Genomic DNA, 22,715 nt, shown 5'->3' with positions numbered 1-22,715 from the left:
GAAGAATGATGACAGAAGCAATTGAAAAAACACAAGTAAACAGTCAAGCACCAGAAGAGATTACCAAAAAAGATGTGACGAAAGCCTACTTACGTTGGCATTTCGCTAATGAAATTCCGCACTCATTTGAACGCTATTTGGCACCATCCTTACTTTATGGAATGATGCCGATTTTGAAAAAATTGTATAAAGATGATGATGCTAGAAGAGCTGCTTATAAACGTCAGTTGTTGTTCTTCAATACCCAATTAAGTTGGGGTGGTGGTGTAATCACTGGGTTAATGTCTTCAATGGAACAACAACGTGCAGAAGAAGAATATACTGACAGTGAAGTTTTGATGCAAGATGATTTGATGTACAACACAAAAGCTGGTTTGATGGGGGCTTTAGCAGGAATTGGGGATGCGATTGACTCAGGAACTGTTCAATATATCTTTATTGCAATCGCAGTTCCATGGGCACAACAAGGTAGTGCGTTAGGCGCGTTGTTCCCATTCATCTGTTTTGCCACGTATCAAGCGATTTTAGGGGTGTTCTTTGCAAGACAAGCTTTTGCAATGGGACGAAATGCCACTGGTTTGATGCAAAGCACCGGCATTCAAACAGCAATTGAAACATTATCTGTTTTAGGGCTATTCATGATGGGTGTTTTAGCAGGTAATTATGTCAAAGTAGAGTCAACCTTGAAGTTTGTTATTTCGGGTAAAGATTTCGTCATTCAAGATATTTTGGACCAAATTGTTCCAGGGTTGTTGCCGTTAGCAGTCGTGATGGGTGTTTACTGGTTCTATAACAAAAAGGGACTAAAAGTAACTCAAGCGTTGCTCTGGTTAACATTGATTTTGATTGTCTTAGCAGGTATTGGAATTTTATAAAAATTAAAGGAAGTGTTTTTGATGGGAAAAGTAAACTTAGCACGTGTAGATGAACGTTTAATCCATGGTCAAGTAATGGTGACTTTGTCACAAAAGAGCGGAGTTAATTCCATTTTTGTAGTGGATGATGTTGTCGCAAAAGATAAATTCATGCGTGATCTTTATAAAAACGCGGGAAGTCGTACGGGGCAAAAAACGATTGTCATCACAAGCGATAAAGCAAAATTTTATTGGGATGAATATGAGTTTAAAGAGTATAACTGCATCTTGATTGCCAAAACAGTGAGTGTGATCTATGACTTAGTCAAACATGGTATACCAATGAAAGAATTAAATATTGGCGGGATTGCTCAAAAAGATCCAGAAAAAGATTTATTAGTAACAAAATCAGTTTATTTAAATAAAGAAGATGCGCAAAAATTAAAAGAATTGAACGAAGACTATGGGGTTGAAAATATTTATTTCCAAGCAACGCCATCTGCGCCAAAATCAACTTTAAAAGACATTTTAAGCAAATTTGATTTGTAAAATCACGCATAAGGATAAGCAAATGGAGTCTGGGATTGATTACCAGACTCCCCAAATAAACGAACAAGGATAGGTGGGGAGTACGATGCAAAAAAAGGAACGCTTTCAAGATTGGTTGTTTCGTTACCAATATGTCTATCGCTTACGGCGTACACACAAACAAAAAACAAGATTTATCTCAGCTGTTATTGCAGATATTTTGCCGATGCGAGAAGACGTACAAGTAATTGAATATAACCAACAGAAAAGAACCTCTTCCAGAAATATTTACATTGGCGATGTCGAAAATGCCGAGCGAGTGGTTTGCACGTATTATGACACACCACCTAGACATGTGGGGGCGTACACTTTGTTTCAACGAAAAGAACAAGCGAAGGCTACGACCAAATTTATTTTATTAGGCACAGTCAGCCTGATTTTTATTGGCTTAATGGCGACGATCGTTTACTTAATGAGGCATGCATTGGTTTTTGATGTGACTACTTTTAGTACATGGCTCGTAATAGCTGTCTTTGCTAGTTACTTTTATTTTTTAGGCAAGGTGACTCAAGGATTGTCGAATCGTAAAAATCTTGTTCGGAATACGTCATCGATCTTGACGCTACTAGCAATGATGGAAGAACCCGATGAAAAAACAGCTTATGCACTGCTTGATGAAGGATGCTTTGGTGAGCAAGGAGTTACGGTACTACAAAGTGTAACCAAAAGAAATTGTGAAGTGTACTTGTTGGATAGCGTTGGGGCGAAGGCACCATTGAGAGTACTGGGTACGCCTAAAAAAACAAGTGAAGCTGCTAAAAAAGCAGGCATTGAAGTTGTGTCCGAACAATTGTTAGAAAAACAGCCGATGTATTTGTTTAGTGGTGAAAATCAAGCAGAGACAACTGGCTTTTATCTAAGTCGAGAAGTACTCGATCAAAAAGAACTTAATATGGAAAATATCGTAAAAGTTATGACTTTTTTCAAAAGAAATGAACCAAAACTGTCTGTCGAGGAGGAAGCATCATGTTAGGAATTGTGATTGCAACACATGGTACGTTGAGTGAAGGATTAAAAGATGCTGCAACGGTAATCATTGGGGCAACGAATAATACAGCAACCGTTCGCTTGAACCAAGCGGATGATGTACAACTTTTAGGTGAAAAAATCGGGAAAGCAATCCATGAAGTCAATCAAGAAAATGGTGTCATTGTATTAACAGACTTGGTAAGTGCTAGTCCCTACAATCAGTCAGTATTAGCTGTTAGTCAATTGGAACCAGCACTTCAAGAACAAGTGTATGTCATTGGCGGTGTCAACTTACCAATGTTATTGGAAACGATCAATCATCAATTAATTGAAACGCCTTTAGAACAAGTTGCTCCGGCAATCCTTGCACAGGGAGAAGATAGTTTACAAGCATGGCATACATCAATGACTGAAGAAAATGATGAAGAAGATGACTTTTAAAGGAGGCGTAAGCCAAGATGAAGTGGGGATTTAGATGGTATGGTCAAGGAGACTCGATTCCGCTGGAAAATGTAGGTCAAATTCCGGGCATCAATGGAATTGTAGGGACTTTGTTAGACAAGTTACCTGGTGATATCTGGGAAGTTGACGAAATTCAGGAATTAAAAGATTCTGTTGAAGCTGGAAATCTAGAATTATTAGGAATTGAAAGTGTGGCCATCCATGATGCAATTAAAGCAGGAACAGTCGATAGAGATCATTATATTGATAACTATATCCAGACAATCAAAAATTTGTCGAAGTGTGGCGTGCATTTGATTTGTTATAGCTTTAAGCCAATTTTTGGTTGGGCAAAGACCAATTTGTTTTATGAAAATGAAGATGGCAGCTTTTCGTTAGTCTATGATCAGTCAGTAGTTGACAACATGCAGCCAAGTGAAATGTATACATTGATCCATAGCCAATCAAAAGGATTTCGTTTGCCCGGCTGGGAGAAAGAACGCCTAGATAAATTCAATCGGTTGGTGGAAACTTATGAAGGTGTGACGGAAGAAGTTTTATTTGAAAATCTTTCCTATTTCCTGCAAAAAATTATTCCAGTTTGCGAGGAAATGGATGTGAAAATGGCTATCCATCCGGATGATCCACCATGGGAGATCTTTGGCTTCCCACGCATTACAAAGAACCTGGCAGACTTAAAACGAATTTTATCAATTGTTGATTCTCCTTACAATGGAATTACGTTATGCACAGGTTCCTTGGGAGCAGATCCAGCCAACGATTTGGTTGAAATCATTCATGAAGTTGGAGAACGAATTAACTTTGTCCACTTTAGAAATGTTGGCTTTATGGGTGAAAGAAAGTTCAAGGAAACAGCACATTTATCAACAGAAGGTTCACTTGATATGTATGCGCTGATGCAAGCATTAGTGGACGTTGGTTTTGATGGTGTGATTCGTCCTGACCATGGTCGAACGATTTGGGGAGAAGTGGCGATGCCAGGCTATGGTTTATATGACCGCGCAATGGGGATTACCTATATGCAAGGATTACACGAAGCAATCACAAAAGCCAAAAAATAGATCACGTTTTGTGAGGGAGCGAGCTTGAAAATGCAGACAATTCAAAACGAAGTTTATCAAAAAATCGAAGAAGCAAAGCTATTGCCTCTTTATACTGCAACGGATCTTGACTATCTGGATCGATTGGAAGAAATTCTGTTAGCAAATCAGTTACCGTTAGTTGAAGTCACGTTTCGTAGTGAATTGGCAGAAGCGGCCATCAAACAATTAGCAAGATCTGGAAAATTGTTGGTGGGTGCGGGCACTGTGCGAACGTTGGCACAGGCAAAGGCAGCAGTTAAGAATGGCGCGAAATTTATTGTGTCACCAGCTGTGATTCCTGAAGTCATCGAATATAGTTTAGCTCAAGGTATTCCCGTTTTTCCTGGAACGGCAACACCCAGTGAAATTCAGCAAGCGGTGGATTATGGTATTCATATGGTTAAATTTTTCCCAGCAGATATCTATGGCGGGCTAAAGGCAATCAAGGCCTTGAGTGGACCATTTTATGACGTGAAATTTTTGCCAACGGGTGGCATTGATGAAACCAATGTTCTCGACTATTTGAACCATCCTCAAGTAGTAGCAGTTGGTGGGTCATTTATTCTTTCAGAAGCAAGTTTGAAGCAAGATGACGGAGTAACTGCCAGTCAGCACTTGAACGAATTAATAGAAACAATCAAAGAACAATCTTTCACGGCAAGCAGATAAAGTTGTGAATGTATCAAACGGGTAAAAAAGAGGGTGGGACAAAACGAACAGGCGTTTTGCCCGCCTTTTTGACGGAAATGACTATTAGTTAGGCGAGAAAAAGCAAAGAAAAAGCAAAGAAAAAACAACGTTCTGAAATGAGCAAATAATTGTAGAAAAAGCTGTGAATCCTCTGATTTTTCTTTTCGTTAGAGGATTCCTTAATCGCTTACTGCTATCCTTTCTTTCCCTTTTGAGGTAGAATGAACCAACTCAAGTTATTGGAGGCTATTATGAATAAAATCGAATTATTTATTTTTGATATGGATGGACTAATGTTTGATACAGGTCGTCTTAGTTATCGAGGCTATTTCAATTCTGCAGAAAAACATGATTATGAATTGAATCATAATGTTTATTATTATTTAACAGGAAAAACGGATCCAGATATTCGTTTAGGGATGAAAGAACTCTATGGCGAGGAGGTACCTTATAATGAATGGCGTGACTCAATGAACGTATTCAAAAATGAACTATTGGCGAAAGAAAAAACAGTTCATAAAAAATATGGTTTGGTTCCATTATTAGATTTCGCCAAAGAACAAGGGGTTAAAATCGCTGTTGCCTCGTCTTCAAACCGAGAAAAAGTCTTAACTTATTTAGAGATGGAAGGACTTACTGACTATTTTGATGTACTATTGGCGGGGGATGAAGTCGAAGCCGGGAAACCAAATCCAGAGATTTTCTTAAAAGCCAGTCAAAAAGCTGGTGTTGATCCAGCACATGCGCTTGTTTTTGAAGATTCAAGAGTCGGGATCGAAGCAGCGCGTCGTGCAGGAATTCTTTCTGTTCTAGTTGAAGATGATATCACGGATCTACCAGTTAGAAAAGGGCGCTATCCACTGAAAAAAGATCTTTCACGTTTACGAGAACGTCCAGCACCCGCAGATTTTCAGTTTCATGATTTGTTGCAAGCTAGAAATTTTTTGGCGAAAAAAGAGTTGTTTTTATAAGTATTTAGTAAATGAAAGAATGAAAAAGCTCAGTTGTCTAGTGTGGGACAACTGAGCTTCTTTTTTATGCAATCAATAAGTAGCAAACTGCTAACTATCTTTATTTAAAATTTGGTTGATTTCCTGACTCAAAAGATCTGCCTTACCACCAAAAACGGCTTGGATGCCACCTTTAACTTCAAAAACAGCTGTAGCGCCTAATTCTTGGATAGCTTGTTTATTGACCAGTTGTCCGTCGGTGACAGAAACACGCAGACGAGTAGCACAAGCTTCGACTGATTCAATATTTTCTTGGCTTCCGAGTGCAGTAATGATGGTTAGTGACTCGTCATGTAAAGTAGTTGGTTTCTTTTTGTTTTCCTTTTCAAATTCGTTCGGAGTTTCATCTGTAGCTAACTCCATACCTGGAATCGCCACTTTGAATTTTTTGATACAAAATGAAAAGACAACATAATAGATAACTGCCCAAGCAAGACCAAAAGGTAGTAATTTCAACCAATTTGTTTTGTCGTTTCCTTGTAAAACACCAAATAATAAGAAGTCAATGAGGCCTCCAGAAAATGAATTACCAATTCGAATGTTTAAAATATCAGCGAAATAAAAAGAGAGCCCATCTAAAAATGCGTGAATGACATATAGCCATGGAGCTACAAATAAAAACATATATTCAATAGGTTCAGTAATCCCAGTTAAAAAAGAGGTCAACGCACCACTAAAATACAAACCACCATTCTTCTTACGGTTTTGTTTGGGAATCGCGCGATACATTGCATAACATGCAGCAGGTAAACCGAACATCATCGTAGCAAATCTTCCTGCGAAGAAACGGGTTCCGTAAGTGAATAGACCTGTGTGGCTAGAATCGGCTAACTGAGCAAAGAAAATATTTTGTGCACCTGAAATCGTTGAACCAGCAACTGTTTCTGTTCCGCCCAACGAAGTATACCAGAACAGTGGATAAATCGTGTGGTGCAAACCAACTGCACCAGTCAGACGAAGTAAAAAGCCATATAAAAATGTACCCAAACTACCCATTTGTGCAATTTGCTCTCCAGCAATGACTAAGCCGTTTTGAATTGGCGGCCAGATCAAATAAAAAAATGAACCGATAAGAATTGCAGCTAAACTAGAAACGATGGGAATAAAACGAGAGCCGCCAAAAAAACCAAGAAACTGTGGTAATTCGATTTTTCGATAACGATTATGCAAAAAGGCGACCGTGCCACCAATGGCAATTGAACCAACAACTCCAGTATCCAAAGAGGCACCCTCTGGAGAAAAAAGTTCCAGAAAGCCACTAATTGTTGCTGTATACACGAGATAGGCAACACCGCCAGCTAATCCAGCAGTTCCTTTATCGCCATTTGCCAAGCCAACTGCGATACCAATCGCAAAAATCAACGCTAGATTTGCAAAAACAGCATTACCAGCAACACTCATAATACTCAAAATCGTGTGTAGCCATGGTTGTGCTAAAAGTGGGTAGGCATTTATGGCGCTTTCATTTGTTAGCGCGCCACCCAGTCCAAGAAGAAGACCAGCGACAGGTAAGATAGCAATCGGGAGCATGAAAGCACGACCAAGCTGTGAAAATTTTTTGAACATAGTGATTCCTCCTAGTTTAATCCATCAACAAAACGCTGTGCAATTTCTTGCGGTCGCGTAATTGCACCACCAACAACAAGTCCAGCAACACCTAAGTCTTTGATTTTTTTTGCTTGTTCAGGTGTGTGGATCTTTCCTTCTGCGATAACACATAGATTTGCATCAACCAATTGTTTGATAAGCTCAATATCTGGCTCGTTTTGGTGTTTACTGTCTGCTGTGTAACCACTCAATGTTGTCCCAATAAAGTCAACTCCTGCCTTAGCAGCATTGACACCTTCTGCAAATGTGGCGATGTCCGCCATCAATAGTTGATTGGGATACTTATCTTTAATTTGAACAATAAAGTCATTGATTTTTAAGCCATCGTGACGTTTTCGTAAAGTACAATCAAGAGCAATAACTTCCACACCGGTTGCAACAAGCTCGTCAACTTCGCGCATGGTTGCAGTAATAAAAGGTTCTTCAGGTAAATAATCACGTTTGATGATACCAATCATCGGCAAGTCAACTTGTTCTTTGATTTCCAAAATATCACGAACAGAATTTGCACGAATACCAACAGCTCCTGCTTTTTGAGCAGCCAAAGCAAATAAAGGCATTATTCCGCCAGTTTCGCTGTAAAATACTTCGCCAGGTAAAGCCTGACAAGAAACAATCAACCCGCCAGAAATGGCATCTAAAAATGTTTGTTTTTTCATTCTCCTTAATTCTCCATTTTTGTTTTATTTTTGGATAATAACTCCGAACATAGTGTAGCATCCGCTTACAATCATGTAAAGTCTTAATTGGAGAATTTTGGAGAATTTTTTTGTTTTGGAGTATAATGAAGCGAATACGTTGTAGTGAAGGAGAAGTCATGAAGTATACCTATTTGATTCGCGAGCACTATCCATTTTTAACAAAATCTGAAAAAAAAGTAGCTGACTATATTTTGGATTCTGGGAAATCAGTTATTTATAATACAATGAGTGACATCAAGGCAAAAACAAAAGTTGGCGATGCAACAATTATTCGTTTTTGTCAAAAATTAGGTTTTTCTGGTTTTTCTGATTTGAAAATCGAAATTGCGAAAGAAGACTTTAGCCAGAAACAAGAGCTACCGAAAGAAGCAAAATATTTTACTGAAATCGCAGTTGGAGTAAAAGAGGCATTGAATGCAACAGAATCATTACTTAACGAGGAAACATTAGCCGATGCGCTTCAACTGATTAGCCAGTCAAACAACATTTATATATTTGGAGTGGGATCAAGTGGAACGACTAGTTTAGATTTAGCCACTATGTTTCTAAGAGTTGGTGTAAAGGCGCATGCAGTAGTAGATCCGCATATTCAAGCACAGGTTGCTTCACTATTGGATGAAGGAGACACAGTAATTGTTTTTTCACTGTCAGGGAAAACAAAAGATACGTATGATTCAATGAAAATTGCGAAAAAAAATGGTGCCAAAATTTTGGCAATTACGAATTATCTTCAATCGCCAATTGGACGAACCGCCGATTTTGTTTTACAAACAGCAATTGAAGAGTTTCTGAACGGGGCGTCTTTAGCTGGAAAAATCTCTCAGCTTTATCTTTGCGATATTCTGGTTCAAGGTTATGAACGAAAAAATAACGTTGATTCGATTGAGTTAAGGGAAAAGGTACTGCGGGCAATTATCGATAAGAGTATCGATTAAACGCTTAAATAGACATAACGTATGTATAGGAAAAAAGCATCAAGAAAACGTAAGAAGAGGACGAGCCTAAGACTCGTCCTCTTCTTTATTTTGTGACACTAGTTGAATTTTCAGGATTCATTTCCTGTGCAGTTAAAGACAGTTGTTCTATTTTTTTATTTTCAGCAATCAATTTTAGAACTAAAAAAACAGCCAGTAAGACAATACCTGCTCCGAAAATTGGCGTGTAACCAACGCCGACAGTTTTTGTTACTTGTCCTCCGACAAACGAGCCGAATGCGATTCCGATATTAAATGCAGAAATATTAAATGCTGAAGCTAGAGTAATATCTTTTGGTGTATAGCCTTCAGCTAGTTGAACGACATAAAATTGTAGCCCAGGAACATTCATGAAAGAGAAGAGTCCTAAGACGAGTGTTGCAACGGTTGCTACTAGTTTATTTCCACTCAAAATTGTTAAAAATAGGAAAAGTAGAGAAAGAACTAACAGACCAAACATAACACCTAAAGCTTTCAAAGGTTGCCGGTTAGAGTAATGCCCACCAATCGTATTTCCAATGGCAACCATTAGTCCATAGATAACTAATAAGATAACGACAGCATGTGCAGAATAACCAATTTTGTCTTGCAAAATTGGCGTTAGGTAAGTATAAGCAGCAAAAGTACCACCATAACCAAGTGCAGTGATCAAAAAGGAACCAACTAAAAATTTATTTTTAAAGATTCTTAGAATACCTCTCAAGTCTACCGACCCTGGGATAGGTAAGCCACTTGGAATCAAGAATAAATTGGCGAGTAACCCGATGAAACCAACAGCTGCAATAAAAATGAATGTCATGTGCCAATTGGTCTGTTGGCCGATGAAGGTACCTAATGGAACACCTGTAACGGTAGCCACGGTTAATCCAGTAAACATGATGGCAATTGCACTGGCACGTTTATGTGGCTGAACAACATCTGCTGCAATGACACTTGAAACGGACATGAAAATACCATGAGCTAGGGCAGAAATAACACGACCAATTAGTAACATGGCAAAGCTTGCAGCGAATGCAGCAAATAGATTTCCAACAATGAATAAAGACATAATCATCATCATTAAAAATTTTCGATTCCATTTTCCAGTTAAAATAGTTAAGAGTGGCGCGCCAACAGTAACGCCAATTGCGTAAAGGGAAACAGTCAGTCCTGCTTGTGCCAAGCTAACGTGAAAGCTATTTACAATCAAAGGCATAAGGCCAACACTGATAAATTCAGTTGAACCAATGGCAAAGGCATTGATAACTAATGCCATCAATGTAAGTGTGGGTGAGATTTTATTTTTCATTTTTTTCCTCCTAAAAGTTTGTTACCTGACGAATAGAAAATATAGACCTTATTTATGAAAGTAGAAAGTACCTACTTTTTAGTACAATAGGTACTTTTTTGTAACATTTGCGTAAGTACGCGAAAAAAATCGTTTTATTGTAGTATTAGAAATTTTTCATTTTTTATTTAAGACGCTGATTATTAATTGATAGTCTTTGAAAAAAGTTTTTTTGCTTTCAAAAGTTGATAGAAGGTGCTAGTATTTGGAGCGTATCTTTTTTGGAGGAGAGTAAGTGAATGGAAAAAATTTATCATATTGGTGTTGAAGCAACTTTAGAAGTGATTGGCGGAAAATGGAAACCAATTATTCTTTGCCATTTAGGAAATGGGGCTATTCGCACGGGTGAACTACGTCGAAAAATTCCTACAATTACTCAAAAAATGTTAACGCAACAATTGCGTGAGTTAGAGCAAGACGGTATCGTTCATCGAAAGATTTATAATCAAGTGCCTCCTAAAGTAGAATATTCATTAACAGAAGAAGGAAAATCACTACGGGAGATTTTGGTTGCAATGTCTGTTTGGGGTGAGGAGCGAATTGAAAAGCAGCAAGAAGAAGGCAAGTCAGTCAAACTTTTACATACGCACGGCGGTTATTTGAATTATTAAGAGAAAGGTTGTGAAAGAAGTGCCCAGCTCCAATAAATAAGAGTAAATTTCCAGAAATTGTTCCTCAAATTTTTGTGAAATTTGGGCTTATTTTGAAGGAGGTACTTCTTGAACACTGAGAGAAAGGTTGTGGATCCAAGTGTTTAGCTTCAAGCAATAAGAAAACTTTTTTAAAAATAGCCTCCCATATTTTTAGAAAAAGTGAACTTATTGTCGAAGAAGTTGCTTGGGGAACACTGAGGAAAAGGTTGTGGCGCAAAACGTTCAGCTCCGAACAGATAGCAAGCAGTTACTCAAAACAGCATCTCATGTTTTGAAGTGGATGAAAGCTATGTGGAGGAGTTGTTTTGGGAACACCGAGAAAAAAGGTTGTGATTCCAAGCGTTTAGCTTCGAAATAATAAAGAGCAACTGACAAAAAATAGCTTTTCATATTTTTGACCAATTGAGAGTTATTTCGAGAAGTTGCTTTGGGAACACCGAGGGAAAAGGTTGTAGCGCAAAAGGCTTAACCTGTGACTCCAAGCGTTCAGTTCCGAAAAGAGAAAGAACAACTGACAAAAATATCAAACAGAGATACCAAAAACTTTTCATAGATGGTAAGAGTAGCATGTTATTTTTAGGAGCTACTCCTTAAATAGAAAAAAGGTTGGAACCATTTGTTCCAACCTTTTTTAGTATCAGAATGATTAGCCATCTTGGCGTGTTGCTGCAATGTCAATTTCTCTGATGTTCACTTCTTGTGGCATATCATAAATAAATTTAACCACTTCTGCGACGTGGACAGGATCAAGAGTGATTCCGCCCATTGTTTCTTTCCATGCTTGATAGTCCGACAAAGCACCAGTATCTGTAACATGAGTTAATAATTCCGTTTCGGCAGCGCCAGGGGCAACTAAGCTTACACGAACATTATCTTTTGAAACTTCTTCGCGAATGGTTTCGCTTAATCCGTGAACACCAAACTTTGAGGCAACATAAGCGGCATGATTCACAAAAGTTTTACGTCCAGCTAATGAAGACATGTTGATGATTGTACCGTGCTTTCTTTCAACCATATCTGCTAGTACAGCTTGCATACCATTTAACACACCTAAAACATTTGTGTCCATCATCGTTTTCCATTCCGATGGAGATTGTGATTGAACATTACCTAATAACATCACACCAGCGTTATTTACTAATAAATCAGTTTTTCCAAACTTTTCTTCTGCTGCGGCAATACTGGCTTTGAAAGCTTGTTCATCAGTCACGTCGACAGAGTCAACAAGCACTTGATCAAAATCAAGCGGTAAGGAATAGATTTTTTCTGTACGACGACCTAGCAATAACAGGGGATAGTTTTCTTTATTAAATAATTTGGCGATTTCTGCTCCAAAGCCTGAGCTTGCTCCAGTAATCACGATTAGGGGTTTATTCATTTCATTTCCTGCTTTCTTCTGTTAAGATAAACGTAGTATACAACTTGGAGTTAGCTCCAAGTCAAGGAGGAAAAATGAAAACTTATACAATTGGCGAAATTGCTGAAAAGTATCAATTATCAACAGACACCTTACGCTATTATGATAAAGAAGGCTTGTTGCCATTCGTGAAAAAAAATTCAGCGGGGCGACGTGTATTTACCGAGGATGATTTAGGTTACTTGAATGTCATTGAGTGTTTAAAAAAATCGGCTATTCCAGTAAAAGATATTGCAACATTTATGGAATGGTGTATGCAAGGTGATGGGACTCTACCTGATCGCTATGCCTTTATTGTTGAACAAGAAACGATTTTAGAAGCAAAAATTCAAGTATTAGAAGCTAATTTGGCTTTTTTACGTTGGAAGAAATGGTATTATCAAAAAGCAAATGAAGTTGGAACAGAAACAGTTTTTTTTGAACCAGGAACAAGACAAGTCAGCAAAAAATGGCATCAAGAATATGAAGACCAATTATCAAAGACTGTCTACTAAAAAAACTTAGTGATAAAAAGAAAGTAGGCCCGACAAATGAACAGTATGGAAAAAGTAAATAAATTTCGTGATGATCGGAATTGGCGACAATTTCATAACGAAAAAGATTTAGCGATTTCGATTTCTTTGGAAGCTTCAGAACTTCTGGAACTTTTTCAATGGAAGCAACCTGAGGAAGTTACGACAAATCAAGTAGAACGAATTAAGGAAGAGCTAGCAGATGTTTTAATCTATTCGTACATGTTAGCGGATAATCTTGATTTCGATTTGGATGAAATCATTGAAGAAAAGTTAATCAAAAATAATAGAAAATATCCTGTCGAAAAGAGTATAGGAAAGCGCGAAAAATACACGGAACTCTAAAACAAATGAGTAGTAAGTTACGCTTGAATGATAGACAGAAGTAGGGATATCCATTAAAATGAAGAAAATATGGTGTGGAAAGAGGAGGTCGTACAATGGCGACTGACAACAACACGAATAAAGAGAAAAAAGGAAAACGCGTGAGACGTTGGCTAATGAATTTACTTTTGCTGTTACTCTTACTAGTAGGGATTGCTTTAATTTTTAATGAACAAATCAAAGATTTTTTTGTTAAGAATACTGGTGATCAATACGCGATAGCTAATGTAACTAAAGAAGATTTGCAAAAAAACAACGAACGAGAAACAACGTTTGATTTTGATGCAGTTGAACCAATGAGTTCTGAACGTGTGATTCGAGCAGAGGCCAGTTCTGAAAGTAAGGATCTGCCAGTGATTGCTAGTGTCGCAGTTCCATCTGTATCAATCAACTTACCAATTTTTAAGGGACTTTCAAATACAGCGTTATTGTATGGTGCAGGAACTTTATCACCTGATCAACAAATGGGAAAAGGAAATTATGCGCTGGCTAGTCACCGCTCAACCAATCCAGAGCTATTGTTCACTCCTTTAGAAAATCTATCAATGGGTGCTACAATCTATTTGACTGATTTAGAGAATGTGTACACGTATAAAGCTTTTTTCAAAGAAAAAGTAGCACCAACAGAAACTGAGTTATTAGATGTAGTGGACGGTAAAGAAATCGTGACCCTGATTACTTGTGGAGATAATAATGCAGTAACTCGCTTAGTTGTACAAGGCGCATTAGAAAAAGTAACACCGATAAAAGATGCAACAGATGAAATGAAACAAGCCTTTAATTTAGAAACAAAAACTTTTTAGTACGAAATTTCATAAAAAGTGTGAGCGTTGCTGGAGAATAGAAAGGCTTAGAAACTGAGAACTAAAGGTTCTCAGTTTTTTTATTTTAATAGTTGTCAACAGTTAACAATAGAAGAAAGCCAAAACAAAAAATAAAAAAACTTGGAAGGGGTTGCAAAGAAGAAAAGAAAGTGTTATCATAAATTCAGTTAAGAAATGGATTGTTACTGCTTAGCAGGCAAAACCAGAATTCAGCTGAGGATTTACAGGCGAATTCTAGGTTTTTTTTATTTTTTGGAAAGGGGAAGACGAGATGATTATTGAAAAAGTGTTGAATAATAATGTCGTCATTTCGAAAAATGAATTAGGTGAAGAAATTGTCTACATGGGTAAAGGACTGGCGTTTCAAAAGAAGCCCGGCGATTCGATTTCACCTGAAGCAATCCAAAAAGAGTTTGTACTCAAGGATTCTTTTTCAAGAAACCAATTTCAACAGCTGATGGCTGACATTCCCTCTGAGGAAGTCGAGCTAGTAAAGCAAATCGTTGATTTAGCGGAAGAAAAATTAGCTGTGAACTTTTCACCAAATATTTATTTAACACTAACGGATCACGTTCATTATGCAATTGGACGAGCAAAAGAAAAAATTCAATTGCCAAATCCGTTATTATTTGAAACAAAAAAGTTTTATCCTAAAGAGTATCAGATTGCTAAAGAAGCCTTGCATTTTCTTGAAGAAAAGACTGCTATTGAATTTCCTGAAGATGAAGCTGGATTTATCGCTTTTCATTTTGTGAATAGCCAGCAAGGAAATGGTGATATGCAAGTGACAATGACTGCGACAACCATGGTACGTGATATCTTGAGCATTATTAGTAAATTTTTCGGTGTCGTTTTTGATGAAGAATCATTGAATTATCAACGAATTATCACACATCTACAATTTTTTGCACAGCGTTACCTAAAAGGTGAGAATTCTGACGAAAAAGATGAGTTTCTTTACGCATTAGTTCAGGGAAAATACCCACAAGCCTTTCGTTGTGTGCAACGAATTAATGATTATTTAGTTCATACGCAGCAACAAGAGATGGAAGTTGCAGAACAAATTTATTTGACGATTCACATTCAACGTGTAGTGAATGAAAAACAGATCCAATCATAAGGGTTGTTACTGTCAGGCAGGCAAAACCTAGATTGAAAATATGGACACGAGCAAGCAGCTCGTGACCGTTTTTTCAATCTAGGTTTTTTATTTTATCAAAATTTAGTAGAAAGAAGGAAGAAAAATGGATAACAAAGCAGTTGGCAAACGTGTATGGGAAGCAGTTGGGGGGCAAAAAAATGTCAACAGTCTGGTTCATTGCGCAACACGATTACGTTTTAAATTAAAAGATGAATCTATTGCAGACACAGAAAAATTGAAGAGTGATCCAGATGTGATTCAGGTTGTTCAAAGTGGCGGTCAGTATCAAGTGGTGATTGGCAGTAATGTGGCTGATGTCTATCAAGCGATTGTGGATGAAGAAGGCTTGGCGGATCAACCAACAGAGGAAGAAAAATCAGGTAATTTGTTAAGTAAGTTTATTGATATCATCTCAAGTATTTTTACACCATTTTTAGGTGCAATGGCAGCAGCGGGGGTTTTAAAAGGATTTCTATCTTTGGCAACTGTTCTTGGCTGGCTAGCTGCAGATAGTGGGGCTTATCAGATTTTGTTTGCAGCGGCTGATGGCGTATTCACATTTTTACCAGTAATGTTGGCTTTTACAGCAGCTAAGAAATTTAAAACGAATCAATTTTTAGCAGTAGCTATTGCAATGGCACTGGTTTATCCAGCAATCACGGCAGCAGCTGGTGCTGGAACAGCATTAGATTTCTTTGGGCTATCAGTTATTTTATCGCCATCTGGTTATACTTCTTCTGTTATTCCAATTCTTTTGGCTGTTTGGGTCCAAAGTAAGTTTGAACCACTTGTAAAAAAAATTATTCCACAATTTTTACAAATGATTTTGGTTCCTTTAATTATTTTAGTAGTCATGGTTCCTTTGGTTTTCTTAGCTTTAGGACCAATTGGAACAATTGCTGGGAATGCGTTAGGTAGCTTGTTCAACTCAATTTATGACTTTAGTCCAATTGTCGCTGGTTTGATTATGGGAAGCTTTTGGCAAGTGTTTGTTATGTTTGGAATGCATTGGGGATTTGTCCCAATTATGTTCTTGAACCTTGATCAATTTGGTTATGATATTTTGATGCCAATGCTATTACCAGCTGTTTTAGCACAAGGGGGTGCAGCATTAGCTGTTGCAGTTCGTTCGAAAGATAGTAAATTACGTTCGTTAGGTATTTCATCCACAATTACTGCGTTATTTGGGATTACAGAACCAACTGTATATGGGGTAACATTACCATTGAAAAAACCGTTTATCGTAGCTTGTGTTTCTGGTGGGATTGGTGGTGCCTTGATCGGTTTTGCAGGCGTAAAATCTTTTGCTAGTGGATTAGTCAGCTTGCTAACGATCCCGTCGTTCATCAGTACAATTGATGGTGTAGAGTCCAATGTAACGATGGCAATCATTGCGACAGGAATTTCTTTCATTCTTGCCTTTGTAGGAACTTTATTGGTTGGATTTGAAGATCCTGCAGAAGAAACAAAGAAGAAAGCCACAGCAGGAGAAACACTTTCTTCTGGTCGTCATAATCTAAAGAGCCCATTGACAGGAAAAGTGTTACCATTAAGTGAAGTGGCCGATCAAGTCTTTTCATCTGGTGCGATGGGAAAAGGAATCGCAATTGAGCCAGAAAAAGGGGAACTTGTTGCACCAGCAGATGGTGAAATTACTACGATTTTCCCAACGGGTCACGCAGTTGGTTTAACAACAACGGATGGTATTGAAATCTTGATGCATATTGGAATGGATACGGTGGAATTAAATGGTACTGGTTTTGAAACGGTCGTAAAACAAGGGGACCAAGTGAAAGCGGGTGACCTGTTAGTAAAATTTGATATTGAGGCAATTCATGCTGCGGGTTACAGTACCGTGACACCAATTGTAATTACGAATACCGATCAATTTGCTGATGTTTTAGAACTAGATCAAAAAGAAATTATCTCGAATGAAGATTTTCTAGCAATCGTAAAATAAAGACACTAGGAGGATATAAGTGATGACAACACGTTTTTCAAAAGAGTTTTTATGGGGAGGCGCAACAGCCGCCAATCAATTAGAAGGTGCATTTGATCGTGATGGCAAAGGTTTATCCGTTGCCGATGCAATGCCGGGTGGAAAGCAACGATTTGCGATTATCGGTAGTGAGGACTTTGACTGGACAATTGATGAAGAAACATATATTTATCCAAATCACCGAGGAATTGAACATTATGACCGTTTTAAAGAAGACATTGCTTTATTTGCTGAAATGAACTTTAAATGTTATCGTTTCTCAATTGCTTGGTCACGAATTTTTCCTCAAGGAGACGAGTTGACGCCAAATGAAGCAGGTTTACGCTTTTACGATCAGTTGATTGATGAATGTTTGAAGTATGGTATTGAGCCTGTGATTACGATTTCTCATTATGAAATGCCGTTGAACTTAGCTAAAAAATATGGTGGCTGGAAAAAACGCGAATTGATTACGTTTTATGAACGATTCGCAGAAACAGTGTTGACTCGTTACCACGAAAAAGTAAAATACTGGATGACGTTCAATGAAATCAATTCAGCTTTCCATTTTCCTGCTTTAAGCCAAGGCTTAGTCCCAAGCAATGGGGCAGCAGATTATCAAAATATTTTTCAGGCGTGGCACAATCAATTTGTTGCTAGCAGTAAAGCAGTGAAGATTGCGCATGAATTACGTTCAGATATTGAAGTTGGATGCATGATTATTTATGCGACCACTTATAGTATTGATGCCAACCCAGTGAACCAGGTTGCAACAATGATCCAAAATCAAGAATTTAATTTCTTTTGTACGGATGTGCAAGTTCGTGGTGAATACCCTGCATATACCGCTCGAACTTATGCAAAATATGGCGTGGATGCGAGCCTTCTAGAACAAACAGCTGAAGACTTTGAGTTGTTGAAAAGTTATCCTGTAGATTACATTGGCTTTAGCTACTACATGTCTAGCGCAGTTGATGAAGTTAGTCCAGAAGCAGATACATCAATTGGTAATTTATTAGGCGGGGTCAAAAATCCATTCTTAGAAGCAAGTGAGTGGGGTTGGCAAATTGATCCAGATGGCCTTCGAATTGCATTGAACGAATTATATAATCGTTATGAAAAACCACTATTTATTGTAGAAAATGGTTTAGGTGCAATTGATGAAGTAAAGCCAGATGGAACAATTGATGATGATTATCGAATTGATTATTTACGTCGACATATTGATGCAATGGCGGATGCGGTGGCAGATGGTGTTGACTTGATGGGCTATACGCCGTGGGGTTGTATTGATTTAGTGAGTGCTTCTACCGGTGAAATGAGCAAGCGTTATGGATTCATCTATGTTGATTTGGATGATAATGGTGCTGGTACATTGAACCGTTCAAAGAAAAAATCATTTGATTGGTATAAAGAAGTTATTAAGACGAATGGTGAAGGAGCATAAGGTTGTGAAAAAGGTTGTGGCTCCAAGCGGTCAGCTTCGAAAAAATAAAGAGTAACTGACAAAAATAGCTTTCCATATTTTTGGACAGTTATGAATTATTTCGAGGAGCTGCTTGGGGAACACCGTGAAAAAGGTTGTGGCGCAAAACGCTTTGCTCTGAAAAGATAGTGAGCTGACACTCAAAATGGCTTTCCATGTTTTTAGAAAGTTGGGTGTTGATTCTTGAACACCGCAGATAGAAATTGTGATACAAACACTCAACGCTAATTGATAAAAATTTTTCCTAAAATCGCGAAATTACTCAAAAAGAAAAACGGTATCACTGTTGTATATACAATAAAGAAGTCTGGGAGATCTATTCAATCCCAGGCTTTTATGTTCTTCTTTTTGTATTTTATTTTTTATGTGCTATTCTTTTACTAAGAGTAAAATAAAGGGTGAAACTATGAAGAGAACGCGGGTATTATACTTAGAAGTTGCAGATAAAATTAAAGCAGATATTTTCTCTGGAAAATATCCTGTAGGTTCCATGCTACCGACGGAAAATGAATTAGAAGAAATGTTTCAGGTAAGTAAAATCACTGTGCGTAAGGCAATTGAATTATTAGCTTCTGATGAATATGTGGAAAAGAAAAGTGGGCGTGGCACAACGGTTTTAAGTAATCGTCCATATAATCGTTTATCTAAAGCAGCAAGTTTTACGCAAATTTTAGAAAACTCACAACATGAAGTACGCAAAGAAACTTTAGAGCTTACCCCAATTGATTTGGCAGAAGAAGATCCATTATTTTCTTCTTTTGGAAATCAAGCGGTACGATTTAAGCGATTGTATTATCTCAACGAAAAGCCATATATTTATTTTGTGCATTATTTGCCAAAAGCAGTTACTGAGCTAGAGGAAAAAATGTTCCATCAAGAATCTTTATATCGTTTGTTAACGCAAAAAGGTTATGCAATTGATCAATTTTCGGATGATTTTTCTGCGGTATTTTTAAGCAAAGAAGAACAAGCAATCTTGAAAACAACTGAACCGCTAGGAATGAAACGAATCAGACGTTCATTGACAGAAGACGGTCAGCTAGTTGAGTATTCAGAAGCTATCTATCACACGGCTTTACATCCTTATCATATTGACTATGAAACGTAAGGAAGCTGAACCGAAAAGTAAGAAGGTACATCAAAAAGAAAAGGTGGGAGGGCAATGATTCCACTTTTTCTTTTTTGTATTTTAAAAAGCGTTTACATTATAAAGAATATGTGTTATTCTCTTTGTATAAACATTATAATGTTATAACAACAAAAGGAACTAGAGGGGGAGCAACATGGATAAATTTGTAGGCATCATTGAGCAAAAGATTATGCCAGTAGCCAATCGAATTGGAACACAACGACACATGACTGCAATCAGAAAGGGAATCATCGCAACAATGCCATTAACGATTGTTGGTTCATTTTTCACTATTTTGTTAAATATTCCGATTGAATCAGTTGCTGCAGTGATTGAACCATACCGAGAAATTTTAGATATTCCATTTCGTTACACCGTTGGGATCTTAGCATTATATGCAACTTTCGGGATTGCTTCATCATTAGCAAAAAGCTACAAAGTCGATTCATTAACAGCCGGAATTTTAGCATTAATGTCATTTTTGATCGTTGCAGCACCACCAACACGTGTATTTGAAGATGTGGATAACGTGATTGGTGCAGGACGCTATATCAATATTGCTAATTTAGGTTCAGGGTCATTATTTGGTGCAATCGTAACTGCAATTATTTCTGTAGAAATTTATCGCTTTTTTATTGAAAAGAAAATTACCATCAAAATGCCAGATGGCGTGCCACCTGAAGTCACCAATTCATTTGTCGCTTTGATCCCAGGTGCAGTAATCTTGATTTTCTTCTGGGTTATTCGTCATATGCTAGGATTCGATTTGAATGGATTCTTAAGTCAAATTTTGATGCCTCTAAAAGGGATTTTAGCTGGAAATAGCTTGTTTGGTGGTTTACTAACTGTTTTCTTAATCTGCTTCTTCTGGGTTTTAGGGATTCATGGGCCAGCAATCATGGGACCAGTTATCCGTCCGTTTTGGGATATTTCAATTGCTGAAAACATTGATGCATTCAATGCTGGAGCAAGTGCACAAAACATGCCAAATATTTTCACAGAACAATTTTTACAATGGTTCATTTGGATTGGTGGCGCTGGAACAACCCTTGCTTTAGTCGTGTTGTTTATGTTCTCAAAATCAAAATATTTGAAGAGTTTAGGACGATTATCCATTCTCCCTGGCTTATTTAACATCAATGAACCAGTGATTTTCGGGGCTCCAATCGTGATGAATCCTGTTTTAGGTATTCCATTTATCGTAGCACCGTTGATTACAACAACTTTATCTTATGTCTTAACAATCAGCGGAGTTGTACCGATGATGGTCGCACGCTTACCATTTGCAATGCCTGCACCAATCGCTGCTTGGATGAGCACGAATTGGAGCGTAGCCGCAGGAATCTTAGTTGTGGTGAACTTCTTCATTACGTTAGGAATTTACTATCCATTCTTTAAAGTATTTGAAAAACAACAGCTAGCAAGAGAAGCTGAAGAACAGGCACAAGAACAAGCAACACAAGAAGTATTGAATACTGGGATCACGCAAGAACAATAAACAACGAAGGGCGGGATGCAGTCCTGCCCTTTATTGAATTGAATCAGTAAAAGTGAATGGTGGTGAAAAAATGGAACTGATCGTTGGCATAGTTGTGTTAATTGCAGCACATACTTATTTGGAAAAAAGAGGATTACCTCCAAAAATGGAGCAGATGAAATTACGTTATTTTCTAGTTATTGCAATCATTGGTATTTCAACTGTGATTATTTTGAGTGGACTTTTTGCTGGTTTACACCAACTTGTAGGAATTGTGACCATTCTTTTTGCCACAAGTATTGCTTATAAGTACCGAAAAAAATTTAAAAAAATGGAACGAGGAGAAGAAGTATGAAGAGAGTTTTAGGTATTTCAGTTTATCCAGACCACAGTGATAGTGAAACAGATCGTGCTTATATTGAACTGGCACATCGTTATGGTTTCCGTCGAATTTTTATGAGTATGTTAGAAATCAATGAAGATAGTGAAGTTGTCAAAGAAAAATTCAAAAATTTGATTTTTTTCGCCAAATCACTTGGTTACGAAACGATTTTAGATGTTGCACCAACGATTTTTGAACAGATTGGCATTTCGTATGATGATTTGAGTTTTTTCCACGAATTAGGTGCGGATGGCATTCGTTTAGATTTAGGTTTTGATGGAAATAAGGAAGCAATGCTAACATACAATCCTTATGAATTAGCAATCGAATTAAATATGAGTAATGATGTTGCTTACTTAGATAACATTTTGACTTATCAAGCAAATACACCATTTTTATATGGTTGTCATAATTTTTATCCCCAAGAAGGCACGGCTTTACCTTTTGAATTTTTTAAAAAATGTAGCCAACGTTTTAAACGTCAAGGTATTCGCACAGCGGCATTCATTACTTCACAAGTTGGAGAAATTGGCCCTTGGGACATCAACGATGGGTTACCAACATTAGAAATGCATCGCCATTTACCTGTTGATGTTGCTGCAAAACATTTATTTGCGACAGACTTGATTGATGACGTTATTATCGGAAATGCATATGCTTCAGAAGAAGAGCTAGAAGCTTTAGGCAAGATTGATCGTTATCAAACTGTTTTTGCGATTGAATTTGTACCAGAAGTAAATGAAGTAGAGCGTCAAATCGTATTGAATGAGCAACATGTTCGTCGTGGAGATATTACCAACCAAGTGATTCGTTCAACTGAAGTACGAAAAAAATATAAAAATGTAGCCAATCCTGTCCATGATGCAAGTTTTGAATTTCAAGTGGGTGACGTTGTGATTGGCAATGATCAATTTGGCAAATACAAAAATGAACTTCAAGTCGTTTTAGAGCCTCATAGTGATTCAAGAAAAAATAAAGTAGGAACAATTCGTGAAGAAGAGCTTATTTTATTGCCATTTATTCATCCTTGGTCAAAATTTAAATTTATTGAAAAGTAGGGTGTCGCC

The 22,715-nt window shown here is 37.6% G+C and carries 23 protein-coding genes; 19 read left to right on the top strand and 4 right to left on the bottom strand.

Features of this window, described 5'->3' with window-relative positions:
• The first annotated feature begins 8 nt into the window (after positions 1-8).
• From IGJ76_RS10755 to IGJ76_RS10725, 7 genes are all read left to right on the top strand, one after another.
• On the top strand, positions 9-875 hold the full coding sequence (locus IGJ76_RS10755) for a PTS system mannose/fructose/sorbose family transporter subunit IID (RefSeq protein ID WP_067482722.1): 867 nt from the start codon (positions 9-11) through the stop codon (positions 873-875).
• Positions 876-896: 21 nt separating this feature from the next.
• Positions 897-1,403: a PTS system mannose/fructose/N-acetylgalactosamine-transporter subunit IIB gene (locus IGJ76_RS10750; protein ID WP_067482720.1), complete on the top strand. Its 507-nt coding sequence runs from the start codon at positions 897-899 to the stop codon at positions 1,401-1,403.
• Between the two features lie 85 nt (positions 1,404-1,488).
• Positions 1,489-2,415, top strand: a complete 927-nt coding sequence (locus IGJ76_RS10745) for a hypothetical protein (RefSeq protein WP_311798052.1) — start codon at positions 1,489-1,491, stop codon at positions 2,413-2,415.
• Positions 2,409-2,852 carry a PTS sugar transporter subunit IIA gene (locus IGJ76_RS10740; protein WP_067482716.1) on the top strand — a complete coding sequence of 148 codons (444 nt, stop codon included), beginning with the start codon at positions 2,409-2,411 and terminating at the stop codon, positions 2,850-2,852. Before IGJ76_RS10745 ends, IGJ76_RS10740 begins: the two co-directional genes overlap by 7 nt.
• A gap of 17 nt (positions 2,853-2,869) precedes the next feature.
• Positions 2,870-3,934 (top strand): mannonate dehydratase, encoded by a 1,065-nt coding sequence (gene uxuA / locus IGJ76_RS10735; RefSeq protein ID WP_311798051.1) that lies wholly within the window; start codon positions 2,870-2,872, stop codon positions 3,932-3,934.
• A gap of 30 nt (positions 3,935-3,964) precedes the next feature.
• Positions 3,965-4,624 carry a bifunctional 4-hydroxy-2-oxoglutarate aldolase/2-dehydro-3-deoxy-phosphogluconate aldolase gene (locus IGJ76_RS10730; RefSeq protein ID WP_218657939.1) on the top strand — a complete coding sequence of 220 codons (660 nt, stop codon included), beginning with the start codon at positions 3,965-3,967 and terminating at the stop codon, positions 4,622-4,624.
• 272 nt (positions 4,625-4,896) lie between these two features.
• Positions 4,897-5,616: an HAD family hydrolase gene (locus tag IGJ76_RS10725; protein WP_071869165.1), complete on the top strand. Its 720-nt coding sequence runs from the start codon at positions 4,897-4,899 to the stop codon at positions 5,614-5,616.
• Between the two features lie 90 nt (positions 5,617-5,706).
• Here the strand turns inward: IGJ76_RS10725 and IGJ76_RS10720 are convergent, their stop codons facing one another.
• Positions 5,707-7,221 (bottom strand): PTS transporter subunit EIIC, encoded by a 1,515-nt coding sequence (locus IGJ76_RS10720; RefSeq protein WP_067482708.1) that lies wholly within the window; start codon positions 7,219-7,221, stop codon positions 5,707-5,709.
• Positions 7,222-7,232: 11 nt separating this feature from the next.
• Positions 7,233-7,922: an N-acetylmannosamine-6-phosphate 2-epimerase gene (locus tag IGJ76_RS10715; protein WP_067482706.1), complete on the bottom strand. Its 690-nt coding sequence runs from the start codon at positions 7,920-7,922 to the stop codon at positions 7,233-7,235.
• Positions 7,923-8,080: 158 nt separating this feature from the next.
• On the opposite strand from IGJ76_RS10715, the gene IGJ76_RS10710 reads away from it, so the two are divergent.
• Positions 8,081-8,899: a MurR/RpiR family transcriptional regulator gene (locus IGJ76_RS10710; RefSeq protein WP_067482704.1), complete on the top strand. Its 819-nt coding sequence runs from the start codon at positions 8,081-8,083 to the stop codon at positions 8,897-8,899.
• Between the two features lie 85 nt (positions 8,900-8,984).
• On the opposite strand, the gene IGJ76_RS10705 is transcribed toward IGJ76_RS10710, so the two are convergent.
• Positions 8,985-10,226 carry an MFS transporter gene (locus IGJ76_RS10705; protein WP_082294047.1) on the bottom strand — a complete coding sequence of 414 codons (1,242 nt, stop codon included), beginning with the start codon at positions 10,224-10,226 and terminating at the stop codon, positions 8,985-8,987.
• 278 nt (positions 10,227-10,504) lie between these two features.
• Here IGJ76_RS10705 and IGJ76_RS10700 point away from each other — a divergent pair, with 278 nt between their 5' ends.
• Positions 10,505-10,876 carry a winged helix-turn-helix transcriptional regulator gene (locus tag IGJ76_RS10700; protein WP_067482702.1) on the top strand — a complete coding sequence of 124 codons (372 nt, stop codon included), beginning with the start codon at positions 10,505-10,507 and terminating at the stop codon, positions 10,874-10,876.
• A gap of 688 nt (positions 10,877-11,564) precedes the next feature.
• Here IGJ76_RS10700 and IGJ76_RS10695 read toward each other — a convergent pair.
• Complete coding sequence (locus tag IGJ76_RS10695) at positions 11,565-12,296, bottom strand: SDR family oxidoreductase (RefSeq protein ID WP_430596616.1); 732 nt, start codon at positions 12,294-12,296, stop codon at positions 11,565-11,567.
• Between the two features lie 74 nt (positions 12,297-12,370).
• On the opposite strand from IGJ76_RS10695, the gene IGJ76_RS10690 reads away from it, so the two are divergent.
• The 10 genes from IGJ76_RS10690 (at position 12,371) to IGJ76_RS10645 (ending at position 22,706) form a co-directional block, all read left to right on the top strand.
• Positions 12,371-12,829: a MerR family transcriptional regulator gene (locus IGJ76_RS10690; protein ID WP_285603207.1), complete on the top strand. Its 459-nt coding sequence runs from the start codon at positions 12,371-12,373 to the stop codon at positions 12,827-12,829.
• A 36-nt stretch (positions 12,830-12,865) separates the two neighbouring features.
• Positions 12,866-13,192: a nucleotide pyrophosphohydrolase gene (locus IGJ76_RS10685; RefSeq protein WP_067482694.1), complete on the top strand. Its 327-nt coding sequence runs from the start codon at positions 12,866-12,868 to the stop codon at positions 13,190-13,192.
• 95 nt (positions 13,193-13,287) lie between these two features.
• Positions 13,288-14,034, top strand: coding sequence for a class A sortase (locus IGJ76_RS10680; RefSeq protein ID WP_071869161.1), 747 nt, complete (start codon positions 13,288-13,290; stop codon positions 14,032-14,034).
• Between the two features lie 292 nt (positions 14,035-14,326).
• Positions 14,327-15,175 (top strand): BglG family transcription antiterminator LicT, encoded by an 849-nt coding sequence (gene licT, locus IGJ76_RS10675; RefSeq protein ID WP_067482690.1) that lies wholly within the window; start codon positions 14,327-14,329, stop codon positions 15,173-15,175.
• 124 nt (positions 15,176-15,299) lie between these two features.
• Positions 15,300-17,156: a beta-glucoside-specific PTS transporter subunit IIABC gene (locus IGJ76_RS10670; RefSeq protein WP_270660226.1), complete on the top strand. Its 1,857-nt coding sequence runs from the start codon at positions 15,300-15,302 to the stop codon at positions 17,154-17,156.
• 22 nt (positions 17,157-17,178) lie between these two features.
• A complete protein-coding gene (locus IGJ76_RS10665; protein ID WP_430596615.1) occupies positions 17,179-18,621 on the top strand; it encodes a glycoside hydrolase family 1 protein in 1,443 nt (480 codons plus the stop codon).
• A 445-nt stretch (positions 18,622-19,066) separates the two neighbouring features.
• A complete protein-coding gene (locus IGJ76_RS10660; protein WP_067482686.1) occupies positions 19,067-19,768 on the top strand; it encodes a GntR family transcriptional regulator in 702 nt (233 codons plus the stop codon).
• Positions 19,769-19,943: 175 nt separating this feature from the next.
• Positions 19,944-21,287, top strand: coding sequence for a PTS sugar transporter subunit IIC (locus IGJ76_RS10655; RefSeq protein ID WP_067482684.1), 1,344 nt, complete (start codon positions 19,944-19,946; stop codon positions 21,285-21,287).
• A 70-nt stretch (positions 21,288-21,357) separates the two neighbouring features.
• Positions 21,358-21,621 (top strand): hypothetical protein, encoded by a 264-nt coding sequence (locus IGJ76_RS10650; RefSeq protein WP_430596614.1) that lies wholly within the window; start codon positions 21,358-21,360, stop codon positions 21,619-21,621.
• Complete coding sequence (locus IGJ76_RS10645; protein ID WP_430596613.1) at positions 21,618-22,706, top strand: DUF871 domain-containing protein; 1,089 nt, start codon at positions 21,618-21,620, stop codon at positions 22,704-22,706. Before IGJ76_RS10650 ends, IGJ76_RS10645 begins: the two co-directional genes overlap by 4 nt.
• Positions 22,707-22,715 lie beyond the last annotated feature (9 nt).

It is taken from the genome of Enterococcus sp. DIV0175, from assembly GCF_050529075.1.
Lineage (GTDB): Bacteria > Bacillota > Bacilli > Lactobacillales > Enterococcaceae > Enterococcus_B > Enterococcus_B thailandicus.
Note: the sequence above shows the minus strand (reverse complement) of the source record. Positions and strands in the feature narration are given on the sequence as shown.

Bases quoted from the DNA above. Each gene is read 5' to 3' on its own strand.
- IGJ76_RS10705 (WP_082294047.1), bottom strand. From the start codon at position 10,226: ATGAAAAATAAAATCTCACCCACACTTACATTGATGGCATTAGTTATC.
- IGJ76_RS10755 (WP_067482722.1), top strand. From the start codon at position 9: ATGACAGAAGCAATTGAAAAAACACAAGTAAACAGTCAAGCACCAGAA.
- IGJ76_RS10725 (WP_071869165.1), top strand. From the start codon at position 4,897: ATGAATAAAATCGAATTATTTATTTTTGATATGGATGGACTAATGTTT.
- IGJ76_RS10645 (WP_430596613.1), top strand. From the start codon at position 21,618: ATGAAGAGAGTTTTAGGTATTTCAGTTTATCCAGACCACAGTGATAGT.
- IGJ76_RS10700 (WP_067482702.1), top strand. From the start codon at position 10,505: ATGGAAAAAATTTATCATATTGGTGTTGAAGCAACTTTAGAAGTGATT.
- IGJ76_RS10715 (WP_067482706.1), bottom strand. From the start codon at position 7,922: ATGAAAAAACAAACATTTTTAGATGCCATTTCTGGCGGGTTGATTGTT.
- IGJ76_RS10655 (WP_067482684.1), top strand. From the start codon at position 19,944: ATGGATAAATTTGTAGGCATCATTGAGCAAAAGATTATGCCAGTAGCC.
- IGJ76_RS10660 (WP_067482686.1), top strand. From the start codon at position 19,067: ATGAAGAGAACGCGGGTATTATACTTAGAAGTTGCAGATAAAATTAAA.
- licT (WP_067482690.1), top strand. From the start codon at position 14,327: ATGATTATTGAAAAAGTGTTGAATAATAATGTCGTCATTTCGAAAAAT.
- IGJ76_RS10745 (WP_311798052.1), top strand. From the start codon at position 1,489: ATGCAAAAAAAGGAACGCTTTCAAGATTGGTTGTTTCGTTACCAATAT.
- uxuA (WP_311798051.1), top strand. From the start codon at position 2,870: ATGAAGTGGGGATTTAGATGGTATGGTCAAGGAGACTCGATTCCGCTG.
- IGJ76_RS10750 (WP_067482720.1), top strand. From the start codon at position 897: ATGGGAAAAGTAAACTTAGCACGTGTAGATGAACGTTTAATCCATGGT.
- IGJ76_RS10695 (WP_430596616.1), bottom strand. From the start codon at position 12,296: ATGAATAAACCCCTAATCGTGATTACTGGAGCAAGCTCAGGCTTTGGA.
- IGJ76_RS10730 (WP_218657939.1), top strand. From the start codon at position 3,965: ATGCAGACAATTCAAAACGAAGTTTATCAAAAAATCGAAGAAGCAAAG.
- IGJ76_RS10690 (WP_285603207.1), top strand. From the start codon at position 12,371: ATGAAAACTTATACAATTGGCGAAATTGCTGAAAAGTATCAATTATCA.
- IGJ76_RS10710 (WP_067482704.1), top strand. From the start codon at position 8,081: ATGAAGTATACCTATTTGATTCGCGAGCACTATCCATTTTTAACAAAA.
- IGJ76_RS10670 (WP_270660226.1), top strand. From the start codon at position 15,300: ATGGATAACAAAGCAGTTGGCAAACGTGTATGGGAAGCAGTTGGGGGG.
- IGJ76_RS10720 (WP_067482708.1), bottom strand. From the start codon at position 7,221: ATGTTCAAAAAATTTTCACAGCTTGGTCGTGCTTTCATGCTCCCGATT.
- IGJ76_RS10665 (WP_430596615.1), top strand. From the start codon at position 17,179: ATGACAACACGTTTTTCAAAAGAGTTTTTATGGGGAGGCGCAACAGCC.
- IGJ76_RS10650 (WP_430596614.1), top strand. From the start codon at position 21,358: ATGGAACTGATCGTTGGCATAGTTGTGTTAATTGCAGCACATACTTAT.
- IGJ76_RS10680 (WP_071869161.1), top strand. From the start codon at position 13,288: ATGGCGACTGACAACAACACGAATAAAGAGAAAAAAGGAAAACGCGTG.
- IGJ76_RS10740 (WP_067482716.1), top strand. From the start codon at position 2,409: ATGTTAGGAATTGTGATTGCAACACATGGTACGTTGAGTGAAGGATTA.
- IGJ76_RS10685 (WP_067482694.1), top strand. From the start codon at position 12,866: ATGAACAGTATGGAAAAAGTAAATAAATTTCGTGATGATCGGAATTGG.